This window comes from Martelella mediterranea (genome assembly GCF_004342225.1).
Classification (GTDB): Bacteria; Pseudomonadota; Alphaproteobacteria; order Rhizobiales; family Rhizobiaceae; genus Martelella; species Martelella mediterranea_B.
On the sequence record NZ_SMAR01000003.1, the window covers coordinates 26437 to 45844 of the forward strand.

The following is a 19408-nucleotide window of genomic DNA, read 5'->3' on the forward strand; positions in this document are numbered from 1 at the left end:
GCACGGGAATTGCTTTCCGATCAAGCCGGAAATTTGCCTGCAGCATGGAAAGATATGCGCCGGGTTGGTATTGTTGGTGCGATTGGTCTCAGAGGCTGAAATTATCACCGAGGTAAAGGCGGCGAACATCGCTGTTGGCTACAATTTCGTCGGCCTTGCCGTGGGTCAGAACCTCACCGGAGTGGATAATATAGGCACGATCAATGAGCCCCAGCGTTTCGCGCACGTTATGGTCGGTGATCAGGACGCCGATACCGCGTCGGGTCAGGTGGCGGATCAGATTCTGAATATCGGTCACGGAGATCGGGTCAACACCTGCAAAGGGTTCATCGAGCAGCATGAAAGCCGGGTCCGTGGCCAGTGCACGCGCAATCTCAAGGCGCCGGCGCTCACCACCGGACAGGGCGACTGCTGGAGATTTTCGGAGTTTGGTGATGCCAAACTCTTCCATCAGCCGTTCAAGCTTTTCCTCGCGCTCAGCCTTTTTCAGTTCGGTCAGTTCAAGAACCGCACGAATATTGTTCTCAACGCTCAGACCGCGGAAGATCGATGCTTCCTGCGGCAGATACCCGACGCCAAGACGGGCGCGGCGATACATCGGCAATCCGGTCACGTCATTGCCATCAAGAACGATATTGCCCTCGTCAATCGGTACAAGGCCCGTGATCATGTAAAAGCACGTTGTTTTTCCGGCACCATTTGGGCCGAGGAGACCGACAGCCTCGCCACGACGAACAACCAGCGATACGCCATTGACGACGCGACGCTGACGGTAGGACTTCGTCAGTCCCTGAGCGATCAGTGTACCAACATAGCGGTCGGAACCATTTGTCGCAGCGCCGGCGCCTCCGCCGTCGGAGCGGCGTCTGGGGCTGCGGGAGCGCTGTCCGGTATGCGGGCTTTTCAAATTCTCATCTCCGAAGGTGTCAGCGTCAGTTGCCCGGGCGGGATTTCGGGTCGAGCTGGATCTGGACACGACCACCGCAAGCATCCAGATTGGCTTCGCTTGTAACCATATTCACGGTCAGCTTGCAGCCGGTGAAGACATTGGCGCCTTCTTTGAGGACGACGCGATCACCGGTCAGCACAAAATGCTGCGTTGTCATGTCAAAATAGCCTTTGTCGGCCGTTGCTGACTGAGCCTTCGATTGAAGCTGAACATTGTTGTACAGGTCAATGCGGTCAATATCACCCTGGCCTGATGTCAGGCCGGTTGAGCCACCTTTATAGCGCACGACCATCCTGCTGGACTTGACTGTATTCTCGCCCTGGACTGCGACCACATCTCCAGTGAATGTGATGAGCTTCTGAGAGTCATCCACTTCCATCTTTTCGGCATTAATATTGATTGGCTGGTTGTCGGCAATCTGGAAACCACTCATTGTGGTTGTCTGTGCAAGACTTACTCCTGAACTCGCCAGCGCGGCAATGCAAAACGCCGCAGCGGCAGCGCGCGCGACATGGGAGGCGTGTTGAGAGCGTGTGTTCAAAAACATAGGGGTCCTCATTGTCCGCTCGGGCTCAGCGTTGACGGCGAAAGCGTCACGTGAACGCCGCCGCCAAAAATAATCTTTTGTCCGTTATCGGTGATATTCACTTCGTCGGCAACCACTGATGCCTGATCGGATTCGGCTGTAAACGGCCCTTTGCTCTCCAGTGTGCCATTTTTTACATCAATAAATGCAGAATTGAAGTGAGCAGTCAGGCCATTCGACATTTCCAGAGTGAAAGGCTCGTCGATTTTCAACTGATCGTTGGTGCGGTTGTAGAACGCGCTGGCAGCCCTTACCAGGGCGACGACATCATTTTCCATCGGCACTTTTGCGATAACATCTTCAAGCGTGATCTCGCTGCTGCTCGGATCATCAGCAGGCAAAAGTGCACGCGCAGCCTTCAGCGAGTAAGGTGTACCATCACTGTTGCGGCCAGACATGCCGGGGTTTGTCATCACAAGCTTGCCATTCTCAATCGTCGCGGCATCCAGAGAGATGTTGTCGGGAACGGCAGATCGGATGATCGTGGTTGCGATCAGGGCCAGCGTAATCAGCAGTGCCGCAATCGGCAAAAGGATTTTAAGGCGTTTGACGTTACGGGAATGCTTCGCGGCCTTTTTGAAGCGCTGAGTCTGTTCATGGAGTATCCGCTCCCTGAACTGTTCATCAGTGGTCGTGGGTGAAGCGTTCATCGTGCGTCGTGATTCCGGGACGTGAGGTTGTTCAACAAATGCTGATATTCAGATTATTGAAGTAGTATGTTTCCCCTGTCACAACAAGGATGTAATGGTAAAATCACCGTAAACGAATTGACAGGCGGAGATATGACTGGCCAATCTTCGTGGATTCGATTTTTGAGGTGAACCCTCAACACCTGGAGCATTTATGCAGACATCCGATATCATCGAGCGCAGGCGTTTGCGGCGGCGTGTAACATGGTGGCGTGCGATTGCTGTCATTGTCGCCGTTCTGCTTTGTGTTTCCATTTACCGTCTGATCTTTGGGCCATCTCAGATGCCGCTTTCGCGTCCGCATATTGCTGAGATTACAATCAGCGGCATTGTCGCCGATGATCCCGGTCGTATTGAGACCATTCGTGAAATCGGTGAAGATCCCAATGTGAAAGCGCTGATTGTCTCTCTTTCAACCGGTGGCGGCACGACCTATGGCGGTGAGCTGTTTTACAAAACCTTGCGCGATGTGGCGCAGAAGAAGCCGGTTGTCAGTGAAATCCGAACCCAGGCGGCATCTGCCGGCTATATGATTGCCCTTGCGGGCGACCGGATTTTTGCCGGCGATACGTCGATTACCGGTTCAATCGGCGTGCTCTTTATGTATCCTCAGGTCAAAGACCTGCTCGATAAAATCGGCGTATCGATGGATGCGATAAAATCCGCTCCGCTGAAAGCCGAACCTTCACCTTTTAATGATGCCAGCGCTGAAGCTCAGGCGATGGTTCGAGCCATGGTCATGGACAGCTACGACTGGTTCGTTGATCTGGTGGCTGAGCGTCGGGGGCTTTCGCGTGATAAGGTTCTGACGCTGGCCGATGGGCGTATCCTGACCGGCAGGCAGGCTCTTGAAGCCGGGCTGGTTGATGCGATCGGAGGCCGGAACGCTATTCGTGACTATCTGGCCGAACAGGGCGTATCCGAAACTCTTGAAATCCGATCATGGGATAGCATAAACAGAAACGGTTTCGGGTTTGATTTAATGGATATCAGTTCGAAACTGGCGGAAGCAATCGGATTGGGAAGTTTTCTCACCGAGAATGCATTTCGTGACCTGGGTGTTGTTGACGGACTGATTTCTGTTCGGCAAGATAAATGGTGATTAAAATCAGATATTTGAGGGGAATGGCGTGATCAAGTCCGAACTGGTGCAGATTATAGCTGCCCGCAACCCGCACCTTTATCACCGGGATGTCGAGAATATTGTGAACGCAATCCTCGATGAGGTTGCCGATGCCCTTGCTGCCGGAAACCGTGTCGAGTTGCGTGGATTTGGGGCATTCTCGGTTAAAAACCGTCCGTCACGTTCCGGCCGTAACCCGCGCACAGGGGATACGGTTTTCGTGGAAGAGAAGTGGGTTCCTTTTTTCAAAACCGGGAAGGAGCTTCGCGAGCGCCTCAATCCCGACCAGAAGGATGACTAACCCTTCAGAAATGTCGGATTATCCCGATATCATATGTGTTGACCGGGGCGGGCTATGTTTAAAAAGCTGATTACTCTCATCATTCTTGTGCCGGTGGGCGTTGTGCTGGTCCTGCTATCGGTTGCCAACCGCAAGCCGGTTACGATGGCGCTTAATCCGTTTGATGCAACAGATCGCGTTCTGGCGGTATCAGCGCCGTTCTTTGTCTATATCTTCGTCGCTTTTATCCTTGGCCTTTTATTCGGTTCGTTCTTTACCTGGCTTTCTCAGCGAAAGCACCGCAAGTCGGCCCGCAGTAACAAGCGTGAGGCGGATGTCTGGCGCCAGGAAGCCGATAAGCAAAAAAGCCGTGCAGAGCAGATTGCCGGATCACAGCCGCTCGAACAGCTTCCGCCAAGCTGAGATCCAGTCAGAGATTGCGGACTTTTAATCCCAAGCGCGCTTCGGGCCAAAACTACCTCGCAGTATCAGCGAGGCTTCCGAATTGCGTGATTGGGTGTTAAGGCGGCTTCTCCTGAAAAAAAATGTGAAACCGCCTGAATGATGTCTTCGAAACCACAAAAAAGACGCGGTAAACCGGCTGAAAAGGGTCAGCAACGCCGTAAACAGCGTAAGTCTGATGCCGGTGGTCAAACCATAAAGCATCCGTCTTCGCAGCGCGGCGCGCGTCAAGACGTTGCTCCAAATGCCGAAAAGCGCAACCGACAGGCCGAGCCGCAGTGGATCGCGATGAAAGAGGGCGCCCGTCCGGCTGAGCGTCTTCCACGCATACTGGAATCCGTCTCTGCCGACGGTTTTCATCTGATCGACAGCGGTCATGGGCTGAAGCTTGAACAATATGGAAACTATCGCATTGTCCGGCCCGAAGCGCAGGCACTCTGGCCGCCGCTTCTCGACGATAAGGTCTGGCAGAGCGCTGACGCGGTCTTCACCGGTGATACTGACGAAGATGGCATGGGACGTTGGCGTTTTCCCCATGCCGCCCTTGGCGAAACCTGGCCGCTGGCGATCATGGGAATCGATTTTCTGGGGCGGTTTACCTCATTTCGTCATGTCGGCGTCTTTCCTGAACAAATTGCGCACTGGCAGTGGATGCGTGAGGTTCTTGAAGCCAATGAGCAAAAGAAGCGTGGAGAGCCACTCAAAGTTCTGAACCTGTTCGGTTATACCGGCGTCGCCTCTCTTGTCGCTGCAGCAGCAGGGGCCGCAGTTACCCATGTCGATGCCTCCAAAAAGGCGATTGGCTGGGCGCGGGAAAATCAGGCGCTTTCCGGCCTTGGTGACAAACCAGTCCGCTGGATTTGCGAAGACGCGATGAAGTTCATTGAGCGCGAAGAACGGCGCGGGAACCACTACGATATTATCCTGACCGATCCGCCCAAATTTGGTCGCGGACCGAATGGGGAAGTCTGGCACCTTTTTGAGCACCTGCCGCGGATGCTCGATCTCTGCAGGTCCATTCTCAAGCCGGATGCACTCGGTCTGGTTCTGACAGCTTATTCGATTCGGGCCAGCTTCTATTCGGTTCACGAACTGATGATGGAAACCATGCGCGGTTTTGGCGGTGCTGTTGAGTCTGGTGAGCTGGTTATTCGTGAAGGCGGTGAAGACGGCAAGACGCCGGGCCGAGCGCTTTCGACTTCTCTTTACGCGCGTTGGGTGCCGGCATGAGCGACGATTGGAATTTTCAACGCAGACCGCGTGTTGGATCGGTGAAAGAGGTTACGAGCCTCTCAAATCCGATCATCAAGGATATTCGCGCGCTTTCGCAGAAGAAGCACCGTGAGGAAAGTGGGACATTTCTGGCCGAAGGACTGAAGCTGGTCATTGATGCGCTTGAGCTTGGCTGGTCAATTCGCACGCTGATCTATGCCAAAGCGGCCAGAGGCAAGCCACCTCTAGAAAAAGCCGCAGCGAAAACCATTTCATCCGGTGGGCTGGTCCTTGAGGTTTCCGAGAAAGTGCTTTCGGCGATCACACGGCGCGATAATCCGCAGATGGTGGTCGGGGTTTTTGAAAGTCACTATCGACCGCTGAAAGAGATCACCCCTCAGAAGAATGAGACATACATTGCGCTCGACCGGGTACGCGACCCCGGCAATCTCGGCACGGTCATTCGCACGGCAGATGCGGCCGGGGCTTCCGGTGTCATCCTCGTTGGCGATACAACAGACCCGTTTTCGATAGAGACTGTGCGTGCCACGATGGGATCTGTATTCGCTCTGCCGGTTTCCAGAGCAACACCGGAAGCGTTTTTGAACTGGGCGAAATCGAGCAATGTGGATGTGGTCGCAACGCATCTGGCAGGGTCTGTTGATTATCGCACGATTGACTACACCAGGAAGCCTGTCGTGTTGCTGATGGGCAATGAGCAGCAAGGTCTTCCGCCGCAACTGGCCGAAGGGGCAGGGCAGCTGGCCCGTATTCCTCAGCAGGGTCTGGCTGATTCACTTAACCTTGCCGTTGCCACCGCGGTGATGCTGTTTGAAGCCCGGCGTCATCTCCTGAGCCTTGAGGCGCCGGGGAAATCGTCATGAAGTCGCCGCTGTCCAGGCTAATGCCTGCGTTCCTTTTCGTCTTGTTTGCGCTTATGGTGGACGCGATCATCAAGTTTGTGGTTGAGCGCTCCATGGCGCTCTACCAGAACATCGATATTCTGCCCTTCCTGGCGCTGTTTAAGACTTATAATCCGGGAATAGCATTCTCGATGTTCTCCGATACAAATGGCTGGCTTCTGGTTGGTCTCAGGCTGTGTATCGTTCTGGTGGTGCTTTATCTCTGGAGAAAGACCGATTCGCGGCATTTCTGGGCGCAACTTGGCTTCGCACTGGTGGTTGCAGGCGCTCTCGGCAATATTCTCGATCACTTTTTATACGGTCATGTGGTTGACTACGTTCGCTTCCATATCGGCGAATGGACTTTTCCGATCTTCAACCTGGCGGACAGTTATATCACTGTCGGCGCTGTGCTGATCTTCATTCAGGAGTTTATTCTGAATGGCTTGAGCAGCGACGAAAAGACCTCCGAAGACCGGTGAAACTGATACCTTTTGCTTCCGGCCCTTATGGTTGCAAATGAGTTTGACTTCAAAACGGGCAAAGACTTCAATCGTTTGAGCCAAAAGAAACTGGACCTTGCTTTCAGCTTGTATTAAGCTTTTGTCAGCAGTCGGCATGGTTGTCGAACGATCAGCGGCGTATGGTGAAACGGCGGGTTTAGGCCCTCTTCACCGATTTCAAACCGAAAATAGCGGGATGCGACTGTCACGAGCCTGTCGCACACAAATGTTTAATGGCATCCAAGTTGAACGATCCGGATCATGCTATGACGATGGATGTGCTTGATTATCTTCAATCGGGAGACCGTGCCGGTGGCGCGGCGATTACCCCTGAAGACATCGCACGGGACGGTATTCTAGGCCGTATCGGAACTCTTGAAACGAGGATCGCGCGTTCTCAAAGCGAGATTGAAGCCGCTCAGTCGGTGCGCTATCGCGTCTTCGTTGAAGAAATGCAGGCGCAGCTTCCGGCGGAAGCGATGCGCTGCCGGCGTGATTTCGACAAGTGGGATGATATCTGTGATCATCTTCTGGTGCTTGATCGCAAGATAGAAGGCGATACCGAGGACCAGATCGTTGCGACCTACAGGCTTTTACGGCACGAAGTGGCGCTTGCTCATGGCGGATTTTACTCCGATTCTGAATACCGAACCGATCAGCTGGTTGCCCGGCATCCGGATCTGAGGTTCATGGAGCTTGGGCGCTCCTGTGTTCTGCCGGAATACCGCAGCAAACGCACGGTAGAACTTTTGTGGCAGGGTAACTGGGCCTATGCGTTGAAGCATCATATCGGAGCGATGTTCGGTTGCGCCTCTTTCCATGGCGCGATTCCTGAGGCGCACGCTATGGCGTTGTCGTTTCTCTATCACAATGCGCGTGCAACCGGTGAATGGGCCGTGGAAGCGCTTCCCGGGATCAAGGTCGACATGAACATGATGGCAGCCGAGGAAGTCAGCGGCCGGAAAGCACTGACGGCACTGCCGCCCCTTATCAAGGGATATCTTCGTCTGGGCGCGATGGTTGGAGAGGGCGCTGTTGTCGACCATGCCTTCAACACGACCGATGTTCTCGTTATTTTGCCGATTGCAGCCATTTCAGATCGTTATCTGAATTATTACGGCGCGGATGCTGGACGTTTTGCCAGCTGATATCCGGCTCTTTCAGTGACAGCGTTTTCAGAAAATTTCGCGGTGTTTTGCCCAGATTTATGATCGGTCGCTCTTTCGGCATATTTGGTTTCGTGACACATGAATAGGAAACCATTCCGACATTTTTGAGCAGCAGACGGGCACACGTGTCAGACGATAATCGCATCAAGACCGAAGAACTGATTTCCGAGGAAAGCAAAGCGGCGGCCACGCCGATGATGGAGCAGTATATCGAGATCAAGGCTGCAAACCCTGATCTGATGCTGTTTTATCGTATGGGCGATTTTTACGAGCTTTTTTTCGATGACGCCGTGGATGCCGCCAGGGCGCTTTCCATCACACTGACCAAGCGCGGCCAGCATCTGGGGCGTGATATCCCGATGTGCGGTGTGCCGGTTCATGCTGCCGACGACTATTTGCAAAAGCTTATCGGGCTGGGCTTTCGTGTTGCTGTGTGCGAGCAAACGGAGGATCCGGCTGAGGCGAAAAAACGCGGTGCCAAGTCGGTCGTGCGGCGGGATGTGACGCGCCTTGTCACAGCAGGAACCCTGACAGAGGAAAAACTTCTTGCCCCGGGGGAGAGCAATTTTCTGATGGCGCTTTCTCGCGTGCGGGGTGAAGGTGACAATGCCTTCGGCCTTGCATGGATCGATATTTCAACCGGCATTTTCCGGCTGAGTGCGACCAGTGAAGACCGCTTGGCTGCAGATATCATGCGTGTTGAGCCACGTGAGCTGATCGTCGCGGATACCTTGTTCAGCGATGAGAAATTACGGCCGGTTTTCGATTTGCTCGGACGGGCCGTTTCGCCGCAGCCTGCCGTTCTGTTCGATAGTGCAACAGCCAGGGACCGGCTTGCCCGTTTCTTCTCTGTCGCGACGCTTGATGGCTTCGGGCAGTTTTCCCGTGCGGAGATGTCTGCAGCCGCTGCAGCCGTTGCCTATGTCGAGAAAACGCAGATCAATGAGCGTCCGCCACTGGGTATACCTGAACAGGACGGCGGTGCGCGGACTATGTTCATCGATCCGGCCACCCGCGCAAACCTTGAACTGACCCGGACAATGTCTGGAGGGCGCGATGGTTCGCTGCTCAAAGCTGTCGATCGCACCGTCACCAGTGGCGGAGCCCGGCTGCTCGGAGAGCGGCTCATGTCTCCGCTCACTGCACCAGATAAGATTGCCCAGCGGCTGGATTCGGTTGCTTTCTTTTTAGGCGAAGCTGCACTTTGTGAGGATCTGCGCTCGCGTCTGAAACAGGTGCCTGATATGCCGCGTGCGCTTTCGCGCCTGGCTTTGGATCGTGGAGGCCCTCGGGATCTGGGTGCTATTTGTCAGGGGCTTTCTGTCGCGCGCGAGGTTGCCGGAGCATTGTCGGTGGCCGAGGTGCCGGAAGAAATTGCCAATGCGCTTGCAAAACTGACTGCATTGCCGCAGACGCTGGAGACACAGCTTTCTTCAACGCTTGCCGAAGAGCTGCCGCTTTTGAAACGCGACGGCGGCTTTGTCCGTGAAGGTGCTGATCGCGCGCTGGATGAAGCCAGAAGCCTGCGGGATACCTCAAGGCGTGTGATTGCCGGCCTACAGGCGCAATATGCCGAAGAGACCGGCGTTAGAGGTCTGAAAATAAAGCACAATAATGTGCTTGGCTACTTCATTGAGGTCACAAGCCTGAATGCCAGGGCTCTGACCGAAGGTGATGACGCGAAGGGCAAGTTCATCCATCGCCAGACGATGGCAAATGCCATGCGGTTTACCACATCTGAGCTGGCGGATCTGGAAAGCCGGATTGCCAATGCAGCCGGTGAGGCACTGGCGATTGAGCTTGAGACTTTCGAAAAGCTTCGCGATGCCGTCGTCTCTGAGGCCGAGGCCATCAAGGCCGGGGCGCTGGCGCTGGCGGTGCTTGATGTTTCTGCAGGGTTCGCTGTTCTGGCGGAGGCGGAGGCCTACTGCCGCCCGGTCGTCGACGAGACAACGGCCTTTGGAATTGTCGGGGGGCGTCACCCGGTGGTTGAACAGGCGCTTCGGCAGCAGTCTGGCGGACCCTTCGTTGCTAATGATTGCGATCTGTCTCCCACCGAGGGCGACAAGGGGTCTCTGTGGCTTCTAACGGGTCCGAATATGGGCGGTAAATCAACCTTCCTCAGGCAGAATGCGCTGATTGCAATTCTGGCTCAGACAGGCGCATTTGTACCGGCAGAAAGCGCGCATATCGGTGTTGTTGACAGGCTTTTTTCCCGCGTTGGTGCCTCCGATGATCTGGCGCGTGGCCGCTCAACTTTCATGGTAGAGATGGTTGAAACCGCTGCGATCCTCAATCAGGCCGGTCCGCGCTCGCTCGTGATTCTGGATGAGATCGGTCGTGGAACAGCAACTTTTGACGGGCTTTCAATCGCATGGGCTGCTGTCGAGCATCTGCATAACAGCAATGGTTGCCGCGGACTTTTTGCGACACACTTTCATGAGCTCACGATACTCTCCGAGAAACTGCCGCGCCTTGTAAACGCCACGATGCGCGTCAAGGAGTGGAAGGGGGAGGTGGTGTTCCTGCATGAGGTCGGCCCCGGCGCAGCGGATCGGTCATACGGGATACAGGTCGCACGGCTGGCGGGTCTGCCGTCATCGGTGGTGAAACGCGCGAAGAATGTGCTGGCGCGGCTTGAAGATGCTGATCGCAAGAACCCAGCTGCCAGCCTGATCGACGATCTGCCACTGTTTCAGGTCTCCATGCGCACGCCTGAGCCGGAACCGCAAGCCTCTGCAGTTGAGCAGATGCTTGAAGGGATGAAACCGGATGATATGACCCCGCGTGAAGCGCTTGATGCGTTATACGCTCTGAAGAAGCAATTGCGCGCTGATGTTTCCATTGAAGACTGATTTGTTCTAAGAACATCCCGGCGCCATCAATTGAAGCCGGTAAAAAGGCATGACAATGCAGACTTCCAGAACCGAACGCGACAGCAAGGTTGCTGCGCAGGGCAAGAAACCGATAAGTGGAGCGGGCGATACCGATGCTTTCGCGATGCCGGACGTTCTGAACACTTCTGCGCTGAAAGCAGAGCTTAAAGCGCTGGCGAAGAAGAATATCAAGCAGCCGGAGCGTTTTCGGCCGATGCTTCTGGCGCGATTGAAAGAGCTGAACAATCAGGGGCGTGAACGTGCCTATGCGCTTTTGAAGGAAGACGGCAGCGGGCTTGAGTGTGCCCGACATATCAGCTGGCTGCAGGATCAGATACTGATCGCGCTCAACAGCATGGTGACTGGTGTTCTCTTCCCAGAAACCAAGGGCGAGTTCTCTGTCACAGCCGTTGGAGGATATGGCCGTGGCACGCTGGCGCCCGGTTCGGATATTGATCTTCTGTTTCTGATCAATGGTGCGGATCGGAAGGAAACCCTCGAAGCGGTTGAATATATTCTCTACATGCTCTGGGATATGGGGCTGAAGGTCGGTCACGCAACCCGCAGTGTTTCGGAATGCATCAAATTGTCGAAAAGCGACATGACCATCCGCACCTCAATTCTGGAGATGCGGTATATCGCCGGCAAGAAATCCCTTGTTACCACTCTTCAGAAGCGGTTCGACAAGGAAGTGGTTGCAAACAGCGGACCTGAATTCATTGCCGCCAAGCTGGCTGAGCGCGATGAGCGGCATCGAAAGTCTTTCGATACGCGTTATCTCGTCGTACCGAATGTCAAGGAAGGCAAGGGCGGACTGCGTGATCTCAATACGCTGTTCTGGATCGGCAAATATTTCTATCAGGTGCGTGAACCGCAACAGCTTGTGTCGCTGGGGGTGTTGTCACGACAGGAACTGAAGCTCTTCAACCGTGCGGAAGATTTTCTCTGGACGGTGCGTTGTCATATGCACTTTCTGACCGGCAAAGCCGAAGAGCGGCTTTCGTTCGATATCCAGCGTGATATTGCGGCGGCCCTTGGTTATCAGGATCGCCCCGGCCTTTCTGCTGTCGAGCGTTTCATGAAGCACTATTTCCTGGTCGCCAAGGATGTGGGGGATCTGACCCGGATATTCTGTGCTGATCTGGAAGAGCAGCAGGCCAAGGCCGTTCCGGTCATCGGCCGTGTTCTGACCCGGTTTACAAAGCGTAAGCGCAAGATTGCCGGAACTGTCGAGTTTCTCGATGATGCCGGGCGAATAGCGCTTGCCGAGCCTGGCGTCTTTAAAAACGATCCTGTCGCGATTATCCGCTTCTTCTATATCGCCCAGCTGAATGATCTGGAGTTTCACCCCGACGCCCTGAAAGTGCTGACGCGCTCTTTGTCGTTGATCAACGCAGCGCTGAGAGAAAACGAAGAGGCCAACCGGCTGTTTCTGTCGATCCTGACCTCGCGCAATGATCCCTCGCTTTATTTGCGCAGAATGAACGAGGCTGGCGTTCTGGGCCGTTTCCTGCCTGAGTTCGGGCGGATCGTGGCAATGATGCAGTTCAACATGTATCACCACTTCACCGTTGATGAGCACCTGATCCGCTCGGTGGGTGTTCTCTCTGAAATTGACAACAGCCATGGCGAATCCGAAGTGCATCCGCTGGCCGCTGGTCTGATCGGTAATGTCGAAGATCGCACCGTGCTTTACGTTGCCGTGCTTCTGCATGATGTGGCGAAAGGTCGGAAAGAGGATCATTCGATCGGCGGTGCGCGCATGGCCCGCAAGCTTTGTCCACGGCTCGGGCTGAGCCCGAAGCAGACCGAACAGGTGGCATGGCTGATCGAAAAGCATCTGCTGATGTCAATGACGTCGCAGACCCGCGATCTGACGGACCGGAAGACCGTTCTTGATTTCGCCGATCAGGTGCAGTCACTGGACCGCCTGAATATGCTTTTGATCCTCACCGTTTGTGATATCCGCGCCGTTGGTCCGGATGTCTGGAACGGCTGGAAGGGGCAACTTCTGCGAACTCTCTATTACGAAACTGAAATTCTGCTTTCCGGTGGCTTTTCTGCGGTCTCCAGAAAAGCCCGGACGGAACGTGCTGTGGACGATCTTTCTGCCGCGCTGGAGGGTTGGAGCGATGCTGACCGGGCGCATTATTCCGGTCTTCAGTATCAGAACTATCTCCTGTCAGTGCCGCTGGAAGACCAGATTCGTCATGCAGAATTCATTCGTGAAGCTGATACTGGTCACAAGCTGTTTTCGACCATGGTGCGGACACATGCATTTCACGATATTACCGAGATCACGCTTCTGGCACCGGACCACCCAAGACTTCTTTCCATTATTGCCGGTGCCTGCGCAGCAACAGGGGCCAACATTGCCGATGCGCAGATTTTCACGACCACCGATGGCCGCGCGCTCGATACCATCCTGCTGAACCGGGCCTTTGATGAAGATGATGACGAGTATCGGCGTTCCGCCAATATCGGGCGTCTGATCGAAGATGTTCTTTCTGGCAAAAAGCGCCTCCCGGATGTGATCGCGACCAAGCAGCATGAGCGCCGAAAGGCCGAACCCTTTTTCGTCACGACGCATGTCTCGGTTTCGAACAAGCTTTCAAACGTCTTCACGGTCATAGAGATTGAGTGCCTCGACAGAACCGGGCTTCTGGCCGATGTGACGCAGACGCTGGCAGAGCTTTCGCTCGATATTCGCAGCGCACGGATTACGACCTTCGGCGAGAAGGTTATCGACAGTTTCTATGTAACCGATCTGGTTGGCGCCAAAATCACCAATGAGAACAGACAGGCTGCAATTGTGCAGCGGTTGCGCGCCGTGCTGGAAGAAAATGGTGACGCCTACAGAGAGGGTATGCCGCCGGGCATTCTTCTGCCGGCTGATGCTGCACCCGGTTCCGTCAAGGGCGGGCAGAAGTCATGAGCCTGGCTGGCAAGTTCGCCACGGTTGGCGGAGCTACATTTGCAAGCCGTGTTCTGGGATTTGCACGAGAAACGATGATGGCAGCAGCTCTCGGCACGGGGCCGATGGCTGACGTTTTCTACGCAGCATTCCGCTTTCCTAATCTTTTTCGCAGGTTGTTCGCAGAAGGCGCCTTCAATGCGGCCTTCGTTCCGCTTTTCTCAAAAGAAATAGAGCAAAGCGGAGTGGAGGGGGCCAAGCGCTTTTCTGAGGAAGTGTTTGGCGTTCTGTTTTCTGTTCTTTTCATCATGACCGTGGCAATGGAGCTGGCTATGCCACTTCTTGTCCGCTTCATCATCGCGCCGGGTTTTGCAGATGATGCAGAGAAGTTTGACATGACCGTGCGCCTTGCCTCGGTCATGTTTCCTTATCTGATCTGCATGTCTTTAATGGCAATGATGAGCGGCATGCTGAATTCGCTTCATCGCTATTTTGCAGCGGCAATAGCCCCGGTATTCCTGAATGTCGTGCTGATCGCTGTTCTGGGAGCAGGCGTTTATCTGCAGGCCGATCCGGTTCTTATGGCGAATTATCTGGCATGGGGCGTGCTTACGGCTGGGCTGGTTCAGCTGGCCGTCGTCTATTTCGATGTCCGGCGCGCAGGCATGCGGTTCCGCTGGCGCATGCCGAAGATCACGCCAAAAATCCGGCGCCTTGTCGCGCTTGCCGTTCCTGCTGCCGTGACGGGTGGTGTCATCCAGATCAATCAGATTATTGGGCAGGCCGTGGCCTCTGGCAAGGAAGGGGCGATTTCGGCGCTTCAATATGCTGACAGGCTTTATCAGCTGCCCCTGGGCGTGGTCGGCGTTGCAGGCGGCGTCGTTTTGTTGCCTGAGCTGTCGCGGGCTCTCAAAGCCGGGGATACAGGAGAAGCCTCAAGAGTGCAGAACCGCACCATCGAGTTTGTGCTGTTTCTGACGGTTCCCGCTGCCTTCGGGCTTATGGCAATCTCTCCGGAAATCACCCGTGTTCTCTATGAGCGCGGTGCTTTTGGCCCTCAGACAACAGCGCTCGTTGCTGCGATCATGACTGTCTATGCGTTCGGGCTTCCGGCCTTCGCGCTCACAAAGGCGCTTCAGCCTGCATTTTATGCGCGCGAAAACACGAAGTTGCCGATGCGCTTCACGCTGATTGCCGTTGTCATCAATTCGGCCCTGGCGATTTCTCTGTTTCCCATTCTGGCCGAACGCGGCATTGCCCTTGCCGAGGTTGTCTCGGGGTGGACCAACGTCATTTTGCTGGCAACGACCCTCATCCTAAGCGGTCATTTGCGTTTCGATAAGCTGTTGATGCGGCGTGGTCCGTTAATCATTGTCAGCGCCGCGGTCATGGCGCTTGCCGTTCGGTATGCGGCAGGCAGCATGTCCGGGTGGTTCACGCCAGCTTCTCCCTTTCTGCACCAGCTTGGCGGACTTGTCCTTCTTCTTCTGCTTGCTGCGTTGGTTTATTTCGGCCTCGTTATTGCGACCGGGGGTGTCAATAAAGCCCTTCTGGCACGGATGTTGAAACGCAGTGGTTCCGGAAAATCCTGATCGATTGTTCCTCAGCGATAGGCGTTTGACCTTGCAGGCGCTCAGGTGCATAAGCGCTTCGGATAATTTTGATAGAACATCATAAGCCGGGCCTTCCACCCGTCCGAGAAAGAAACGATATGAGTGAATTCAAGCCGCTTATTTTTTCCGGTGTGCAGCCCACCGGCAATCTGCATCTTGGCAATTACCTTGGCGCGCTGCGCAAGTTTGTGGCGATGCAGGACAAAATGGACTGCATCTACTGCGTTGTCGATCTGCACTCGATCACGGCGCAGCTGGTTCACAGTGATCTGAAATCGCAGACACGTCAGATTACCGCTGCTTATCTCGCCTCTGGCATCGATCCGGTAAAGCATATCGTTTTCAATCAGTCTGCCGTTCCGCAGCATTCGGAGCTGGCCTGGATCTTCAACTGCGTTGCGCGCATCGGCTGGATGAACCGCATGACGCAGTTTAAAGATAAGGCTGGCAAGGATCGCGAGAATGCCTCGCTCGGCCTGCTGGCCTACCCATCATTGATGGCCGCCGACATTCTCGTTTATCGCGCCACGCATGTTCCCGTTGGCGAGGACCAGAAGCAGCATCTTGAGCTTACGCGCGATATCGCCATGAAGTTCAATCTGGACTTCGGCGATGCCATCCGTCGAGGTGGTCAGGGTGTTGATATCACGGTTGGGGAGCAGCCGGTTCACGCCTATTTCCCGATGGTTGAGCCTATGATTGAGGGCCCTGCACCCCGTGTCATGAGCCTCAAGGACGGCTCCAAGAAGATGTCAAAGTCCGATCCCTCTGATCTTTCGCGGATTAATCTCACCGATGATACAGAGGCGGTTGTGCGTAAAATCCGCAAGGCCAAGACGGATCCTGATGCGTTGCCGAGTGAAGTCAAGGGCCTTGAGGGCAGGGCAGAGGCCGATAATCTCGTCGGTATTTATGCGGCTCTTTCAGACAAGACAAAAGCAGAGGTTCTTCAGGAGTTTGGTGGTCAGCAGTTTTCGGTGTTCAAACCGGCACTGGCTGAACTGGCCGTTACTGTGCTTGCGCCGATCAACGCTGAGATGCGCCGCCTGATTGATGATCCGGCACATATTGACGCTGTGCTGAAGGATGGTTCGGAGCGTGCCGGAGCGATTGCCGAAAAAACCATGAATGGCGTTCGCGACATCATCGGACTTCTCTAAGCGCTTGCCTGCCTGTGGTACCTCCGTGTTATGCTAACGCTCTGAAGCTTCAGAGGGCGGGTCTTGTGCCCGCCATTCGGTTTCAGGTTCTTTTAACGGGGTGTTTTTGAATATGGTTTCCAAGCGACTCTCCGGAGAAGCCGGACATCGGCGGAAGTTCATGGCTGTCGTCGATGGCACGCCTGAATGCGAACGTGCGGTGCGCTACTCGGCCCGTCGGGCAAAAAACACAAATGGCGGTTTGGTGCTTCTCTACGTTATTCCCGAGCATGACGCCCAGCAGTGGATCGGTGTTCAGGAGTTTATCCGCGCAGAAGCACGCGAAGAAGCGGAAACCGTTGCGACACGTGCAGCGGAAAGCGCGCGCGAAACTGTCGGCATCGAGGCAGAGATCGTGATCCGTGAAGGTGATCGCTCCGAAGTGATCAACGCGATTGTCGAGGAAGATCGTGATATTGCCATACTGGTGCTTGCGGCGGGGCCTGCCAAGGAAGGGCCTGGTCCTTTGGTTTCGCTTCTGGCTGGCCGCGGCAAATCATTCACAATTCCGGTGACTGTTCTGCCGGATGGTCTTGATGATACCGATATCGACGCCTTGTGTTAATATGATTCCCCTTGTCATCTTTGATGCGAGCGACGATATAAAGACCAAGTCCGATACCAATATGATGTGGAGATGAGTATGTTCATCCAGACAGAGACGACCCCCAATCCGGCCACGCTGAAGTTTCTTCCGGGCAAGGTTGTCATGGAAACGGGAAACGCCGATTTCCGCTCCGCCGATGATGCAATGGTATCTCCGCTGGCCACACGGCTGTTCGCGGTGCCTGGCGTTGAGGCTGTGTTTTTCGGCTATGATTTTGTTGCCGTTACCAAGAACGATGCCGAGTGGCAGCATCTCAAGCCTGCGATCCTCGGTGCGATCATGGAGCACTTCATGTCTGGTGCGCCTGTGATGGCGACCGCAGCACCTGAACTGGATACCGATTCCGGGGAAGAGTTTTTCGATACTGGCGACGAAACCATCGTGGCCACGATCAAGGAACTGCTTGAAACACGTGTACGTCCGGCTGTTGCTCAGGACGGCGGGGACATTACGTTCCGCGGCTATCGTGAAGGAACAGTGTTTCTGAATATGAAGGGCGCATGCTCCGGCTGCCCGTCTTCGACCGCGACGCTCAAGCACGGTGTTCAGAATCTTCTGCATCACTTCGTGCCGGAAGTGGAACACGTCGAGGCCGTCTGACGGACGGGATCAGTCAGGGTGCGTTAATGATTATACTGGCACTGGATACGGCAGCTGCGGATTGTGCGGCCTGTTTGCTTGATACTGAAACCGACCGGGTTCTGGCGCGTGTCAGTGAAACAATTGGCAAGGGACATGCCGAGCGGCTTATGGCGGTTCTGGATGCGTGTCTTTCTGAAGCTGATATGAAACTGACGCAGGTGCATCGCATTGCCGTAAATATCGGGCCGGGATCATTTACCGGAATAAGGGTTGGTGTGTCGACCGCGCGTGCGCTGGCTGTGGCTTGCGGCTGTCAGTGTGTCGGGGTTTCGTCTCTTGGTGCTTTGGCTGCTCAGCATTCTCCCAGGCTGAAAGGTTGTGTTGCGCTGGCTACAATCGATGCCCGCCGCGGCGAAGCCTACATTCAAGCCTTCGATGCTGAGGGTGAGCCTCTGTCCGAGCCTTCGGCCGTGCGGTATGATGAGCTTGAGCGTTTGGCTATGGAAAGACAGGCTGTTGCCGTTGGTTCCGGTGCTGTCGCCGCAGGTATTGCTGCGCCCAGGATGGAGGACAATGTCGCCATTGAAACCATTGCGCGTCTGGGAGCTGTGGCCAAGGCTGAGACATCTGTTGCGCCGTTATACCTCAGGGCACCTGATGCAAAACCGCAGGCTGGCTTCACGCTTGCCAGAGCTTGAGAAAAGCTAAAGCATAAGAACAAGAATGAGCGCCGATGCAGGTTCCTTTTTTATGGCGTAATCCAGAGTTTGAATTTTTTCCCATGGACGATGAGCATCTTGGCCTTGCCGCTGAGGTGCACCGGAAGTGTTTTTCTCACGCCTGGAGTGCAGGTGAACTTCACAAGCTGAACGATCAGAAAACAGTTTTCGGCTTTATAATGCGGCAGACAAACAGGCTTGTGCGTCCACCAGCCTCCGGTTTTGTACTTAGTCGTGTGGCCTTTGACGAGGCAGAAATTCTGACGATCTGCGTGGACCCGCAGTTTCAGCGCAACGGCATTGGCTGGCGGCTGATGACAGCCACGCTCACAGAAGCAAAAGCACAGGGCGCAGCCCATATGCTTCTGGAGGTCGATGCTGAAAACCAGCCCGCAATCGGACTTTATCGTAAACTTGGTTTCAGTGAGGTCGGGCGCCGAAAAGCCTACTACACTTATGATGACGGTACGAGGTCCACGGCGCTTGTCATGCGCCGTGATCTCGGCTAGTCCGATCTTCAGCAAGGGAATCTGGGAAGTGCCGGCACAGCCGGTTTGCGGTGTTGCGATGAAAGACCTATCGAAAACTCTGGAAGAACTTTGCGCCGAGCGCGGTATGCGTATGACAGAGCAGCGCAAGGTTGTGGCGCGTGTGCTGCAGGATGCCGAAGATCATCCAGACGTTGAAGAGCTTTATCAGCGTGCCGCCGAGGTCGATGGGCGAATTTCGATTTCCACCGTTTATCGTACCGTCAAGCTCTTCGAGGATGCCGGGATTATTGCGCGGCATGATTTCCGGGATGGCCGCTCGCGGTATGAGACTGTTCCCGAAGAGCATCACGACCATCTGATCGACTTGAAAAGCGGCGAAGTGATCGAGTTTCAGTCACCTGAGATCGAAGCACTTCAGGAGCGGATCGCGCGTGAGTACGGCCTCAAGCTGGTCGACCACCGACTTGAGCTCTACGGTGTCCCACTGCGCAAAAAGGACGAGCGTGGATGAGCGAGACTTTCGGCGGCCGGG

18 protein-coding genes and 1 pseudogene are annotated in these 19408 nt (G+C 54.9%); 16 read left to right on the top strand and 3 right to left on the bottom strand.

Annotation, left to right across the window (positions count from 1 at the left end; translation table 11 throughout):
• Positions 1–88: 88 nt before the first annotated feature.
• The 3 genes and pseudogenes from lptB to EDC90_RS02935 form a co-directional block, all read right to left on the bottom strand.
• Positions 89–817, bottom strand: a pseudogene (gene lptB, locus EDC90_RS02925) (LPS export ABC transporter ATP-binding protein); the annotation flags it as partial.
• A gap of 115 nt (positions 818–932) precedes the next feature.
• Positions 933–1496, bottom strand: a complete 564-nt coding sequence (locus EDC90_RS02930) for an LptA/OstA family protein (RefSeq protein ID WP_132308400.1) — start codon at positions 1494–1496, stop codon at positions 933–935.
• A gap of 8 nt (positions 1497–1504) precedes the next feature.
• Complete coding sequence (locus EDC90_RS02935; RefSeq protein WP_132308402.1) at positions 1505–2185, bottom strand: LPS export ABC transporter periplasmic protein LptC; 681 nt, start codon at positions 2183–2185, stop codon at positions 1505–1507.
• A gap of 193 nt (positions 2186–2378) precedes the next feature.
• On the opposite strand from EDC90_RS02935, the gene sppA reads away from it, so the two are divergent.
• From sppA to EDC90_RS03015, 16 genes are all read left to right on the top strand, one after another.
• Positions 2379–3326: a signal peptide peptidase SppA gene (gene sppA, locus EDC90_RS02940; protein ID WP_132308404.1), complete on the top strand. Its 948-nt coding sequence runs from the start codon at positions 2379–2381 to the stop codon at positions 3324–3326.
• A gap of 28 nt (positions 3327–3354) precedes the next feature.
• A complete protein-coding gene (locus EDC90_RS02945) occupies positions 3355–3648 on the top strand; it encodes an integration host factor subunit beta (protein ID WP_132308406.1) in 294 nt (97 codons plus the stop codon).
• 54 nt (positions 3649–3702) lie between these two features.
• A complete protein-coding gene (locus EDC90_RS02950; protein ID WP_132308408.1) occupies positions 3703–4050 on the top strand; it encodes a LapA family protein in 348 nt (115 codons plus the stop codon).
• Between the two features lie 138 nt (positions 4051–4188).
• The gene (locus tag EDC90_RS02955; RefSeq protein ID WP_165972716.1) at positions 4189–5319 is read left to right on the top strand and encodes a class I SAM-dependent methyltransferase; all 1131 of its coding nucleotides are present in this window, start codon (positions 4189–4191) and stop codon (positions 5317–5319) included.
• Positions 5316–6185: a TrmH family RNA methyltransferase gene (locus tag EDC90_RS02960; protein ID WP_132308410.1), complete on the top strand. Its 870-nt coding sequence runs from the start codon at positions 5316–5318 to the stop codon at positions 6183–6185. The genes EDC90_RS02955 and EDC90_RS02960 overlap by 4 nt, the downstream gene beginning before the upstream one ends.
• Complete coding sequence (lspA, locus tag EDC90_RS02965; protein ID WP_132308412.1) at positions 6182–6685, top strand: signal peptidase II; 504 nt, start codon at positions 6182–6184, stop codon at positions 6683–6685. The genes EDC90_RS02960 and lspA overlap by 4 nt, the downstream gene beginning before the upstream one ends.
• Positions 6686–6978: 293 nt before the next feature.
• Positions 6979–7854 (top strand): GNAT family N-acetyltransferase, encoded by an 876-nt coding sequence (locus EDC90_RS02970; protein ID WP_432419984.1) that lies wholly within the window; start codon positions 6979–6981, stop codon positions 7852–7854.
• Positions 7855–8069: 215 nt separating this feature from the next.
• Positions 8070–10730 (top strand): DNA mismatch repair protein MutS, encoded by a 2661-nt coding sequence (mutS, locus tag EDC90_RS02975; protein ID WP_132308707.1) that lies wholly within the window; start codon positions 8070–8072, stop codon positions 10728–10730.
• Positions 10731–10785: 55 nt separating this feature from the next.
• Complete coding sequence (locus EDC90_RS02980) at positions 10786–13686, top strand: [protein-PII] uridylyltransferase (protein WP_132308709.1); 2901 nt, start codon at positions 10786–10788, stop codon at positions 13684–13686.
• Positions 13683–15257: a murein biosynthesis integral membrane protein MurJ gene (gene murJ, locus EDC90_RS02985; RefSeq protein WP_132308416.1), complete on the top strand. Its 1575-nt coding sequence runs from the start codon at positions 13683–13685 to the stop codon at positions 15255–15257. The genes EDC90_RS02980 and murJ overlap by 4 nt, the downstream gene beginning before the upstream one ends.
• Positions 15258–15376: 119 nt before the next feature.
• Positions 15377–16438, top strand: a complete 1062-nt coding sequence (trpS, locus tag EDC90_RS02990; RefSeq protein ID WP_132308418.1) for a tryptophan--tRNA ligase — start codon at positions 15377–15379, stop codon at positions 16436–16438.
• A 112-nt stretch (positions 16439–16550) separates the two neighbouring features.
• Positions 16551–17042 carry a universal stress protein gene (locus EDC90_RS02995; RefSeq protein WP_132308420.1) on the top strand — a complete coding sequence of 164 codons (492 nt, stop codon included), beginning with the start codon at positions 16551–16553 and terminating at the stop codon, positions 17040–17042.
• 78 nt (positions 17043–17120) lie between these two features.
• The gene (locus tag EDC90_RS03000) at positions 17121–17684 is read left to right on the top strand and encodes a NifU family protein (protein WP_132308711.1); all 564 of its coding nucleotides are present in this window, start codon (positions 17121–17123) and stop codon (positions 17682–17684) included.
• Between the two features lie 26 nt (positions 17685–17710).
• Positions 17711–18364: a tRNA (adenosine(37)-N6)-threonylcarbamoyltransferase complex dimerization subunit type 1 TsaB gene (tsaB, locus tag EDC90_RS03005; RefSeq protein WP_132308422.1), complete on the top strand. Its 654-nt coding sequence runs from the start codon at positions 17711–17713 to the stop codon at positions 18362–18364.
• 83 nt (positions 18365–18447) lie between these two features.
• Positions 18448–18894 carry a ribosomal protein S18-alanine N-acetyltransferase gene (gene rimI, locus EDC90_RS03010; RefSeq protein WP_245510907.1) on the top strand — a complete coding sequence of 149 codons (447 nt, stop codon included), beginning with the start codon at positions 18448–18450 and terminating at the stop codon, positions 18892–18894.
• A gap of 58 nt (positions 18895–18952) precedes the next feature.
• Complete coding sequence (locus EDC90_RS03015; protein WP_132308713.1) at positions 18953–19387, top strand: Fur family transcriptional regulator; 435 nt, start codon at positions 18953–18955, stop codon at positions 19385–19387.
• Positions 19388–19408 lie beyond the last annotated feature (21 nt).

Excerpts from the sequence above, each read along its gene's own strand:
- EDC90_RS02930 (WP_132308400.1), bottom strand. The coding sequence starts at position 1,496 with ATGTTTTTGAACACACGCTCTCAACACGCCTCCCATGTCGCGCGCGCT.
- EDC90_RS02935 (WP_132308402.1), bottom strand. The coding sequence starts at position 2,185 with ATGAACGCTTCACCCACGACCACTGATGAACAGTTCAGGGAGCGGATA.
- sppA (WP_132308404.1), top strand. The coding sequence starts at position 2,379 with ATGCAGACATCCGATATCATCGAGCGCAGGCGTTTGCGGCGGCGTGTA.
- EDC90_RS02950 (WP_132308408.1), top strand. The coding sequence starts at position 3,703 with ATGTTTAAAAAGCTGATTACTCTCATCATTCTTGTGCCGGTGGGCGTT.
- EDC90_RS02955 (WP_165972716.1), top strand. The coding sequence starts at position 4,189 with ATGATGTCTTCGAAACCACAAAAAAGACGCGGTAAACCGGCTGAAAAG.
- EDC90_RS02960 (WP_132308410.1), top strand. The coding sequence starts at position 5,316 with ATGAGCGACGATTGGAATTTTCAACGCAGACCGCGTGTTGGATCGGTG.
- lspA (WP_132308412.1), top strand. The coding sequence starts at position 6,182 with ATGAAGTCGCCGCTGTCCAGGCTAATGCCTGCGTTCCTTTTCGTCTTG.
- EDC90_RS02970 (WP_432419984.1), top strand. The coding sequence starts at position 6,979 with ATGGATGTGCTTGATTATCTTCAATCGGGAGACCGTGCCGGTGGCGCG.
- mutS (WP_132308707.1), top strand. The coding sequence starts at position 8,070 with ATGATGGAGCAGTATATCGAGATCAAGGCTGCAAACCCTGATCTGATG.
- EDC90_RS02980 (WP_132308709.1), top strand. The coding sequence starts at position 10,786 with ATGCAGACTTCCAGAACCGAACGCGACAGCAAGGTTGCTGCGCAGGGC.
- murJ (WP_132308416.1), top strand. The coding sequence starts at position 13,683 with ATGAGCCTGGCTGGCAAGTTCGCCACGGTTGGCGGAGCTACATTTGCA.
- trpS (WP_132308418.1), top strand. The coding sequence starts at position 15,377 with ATGAGTGAATTCAAGCCGCTTATTTTTTCCGGTGTGCAGCCCACCGGC.
- EDC90_RS02995 (WP_132308420.1), top strand. The coding sequence starts at position 16,551 with ATGGTTTCCAAGCGACTCTCCGGAGAAGCCGGACATCGGCGGAAGTTC.
- EDC90_RS03000 (WP_132308711.1), top strand. The coding sequence starts at position 17,121 with ATGTTCATCCAGACAGAGACGACCCCCAATCCGGCCACGCTGAAGTTT.
- tsaB (WP_132308422.1), top strand. The coding sequence starts at position 17,711 with ATGATTATACTGGCACTGGATACGGCAGCTGCGGATTGTGCGGCCTGT.
- rimI (WP_245510907.1), top strand. The coding sequence starts at position 18,448 with ATGGACGATGAGCATCTTGGCCTTGCCGCTGAGGTGCACCGGAAGTGT.
- EDC90_RS03015 (WP_132308713.1), top strand. The coding sequence starts at position 18,953 with ATGAAAGACCTATCGAAAACTCTGGAAGAACTTTGCGCCGAGCGCGGT.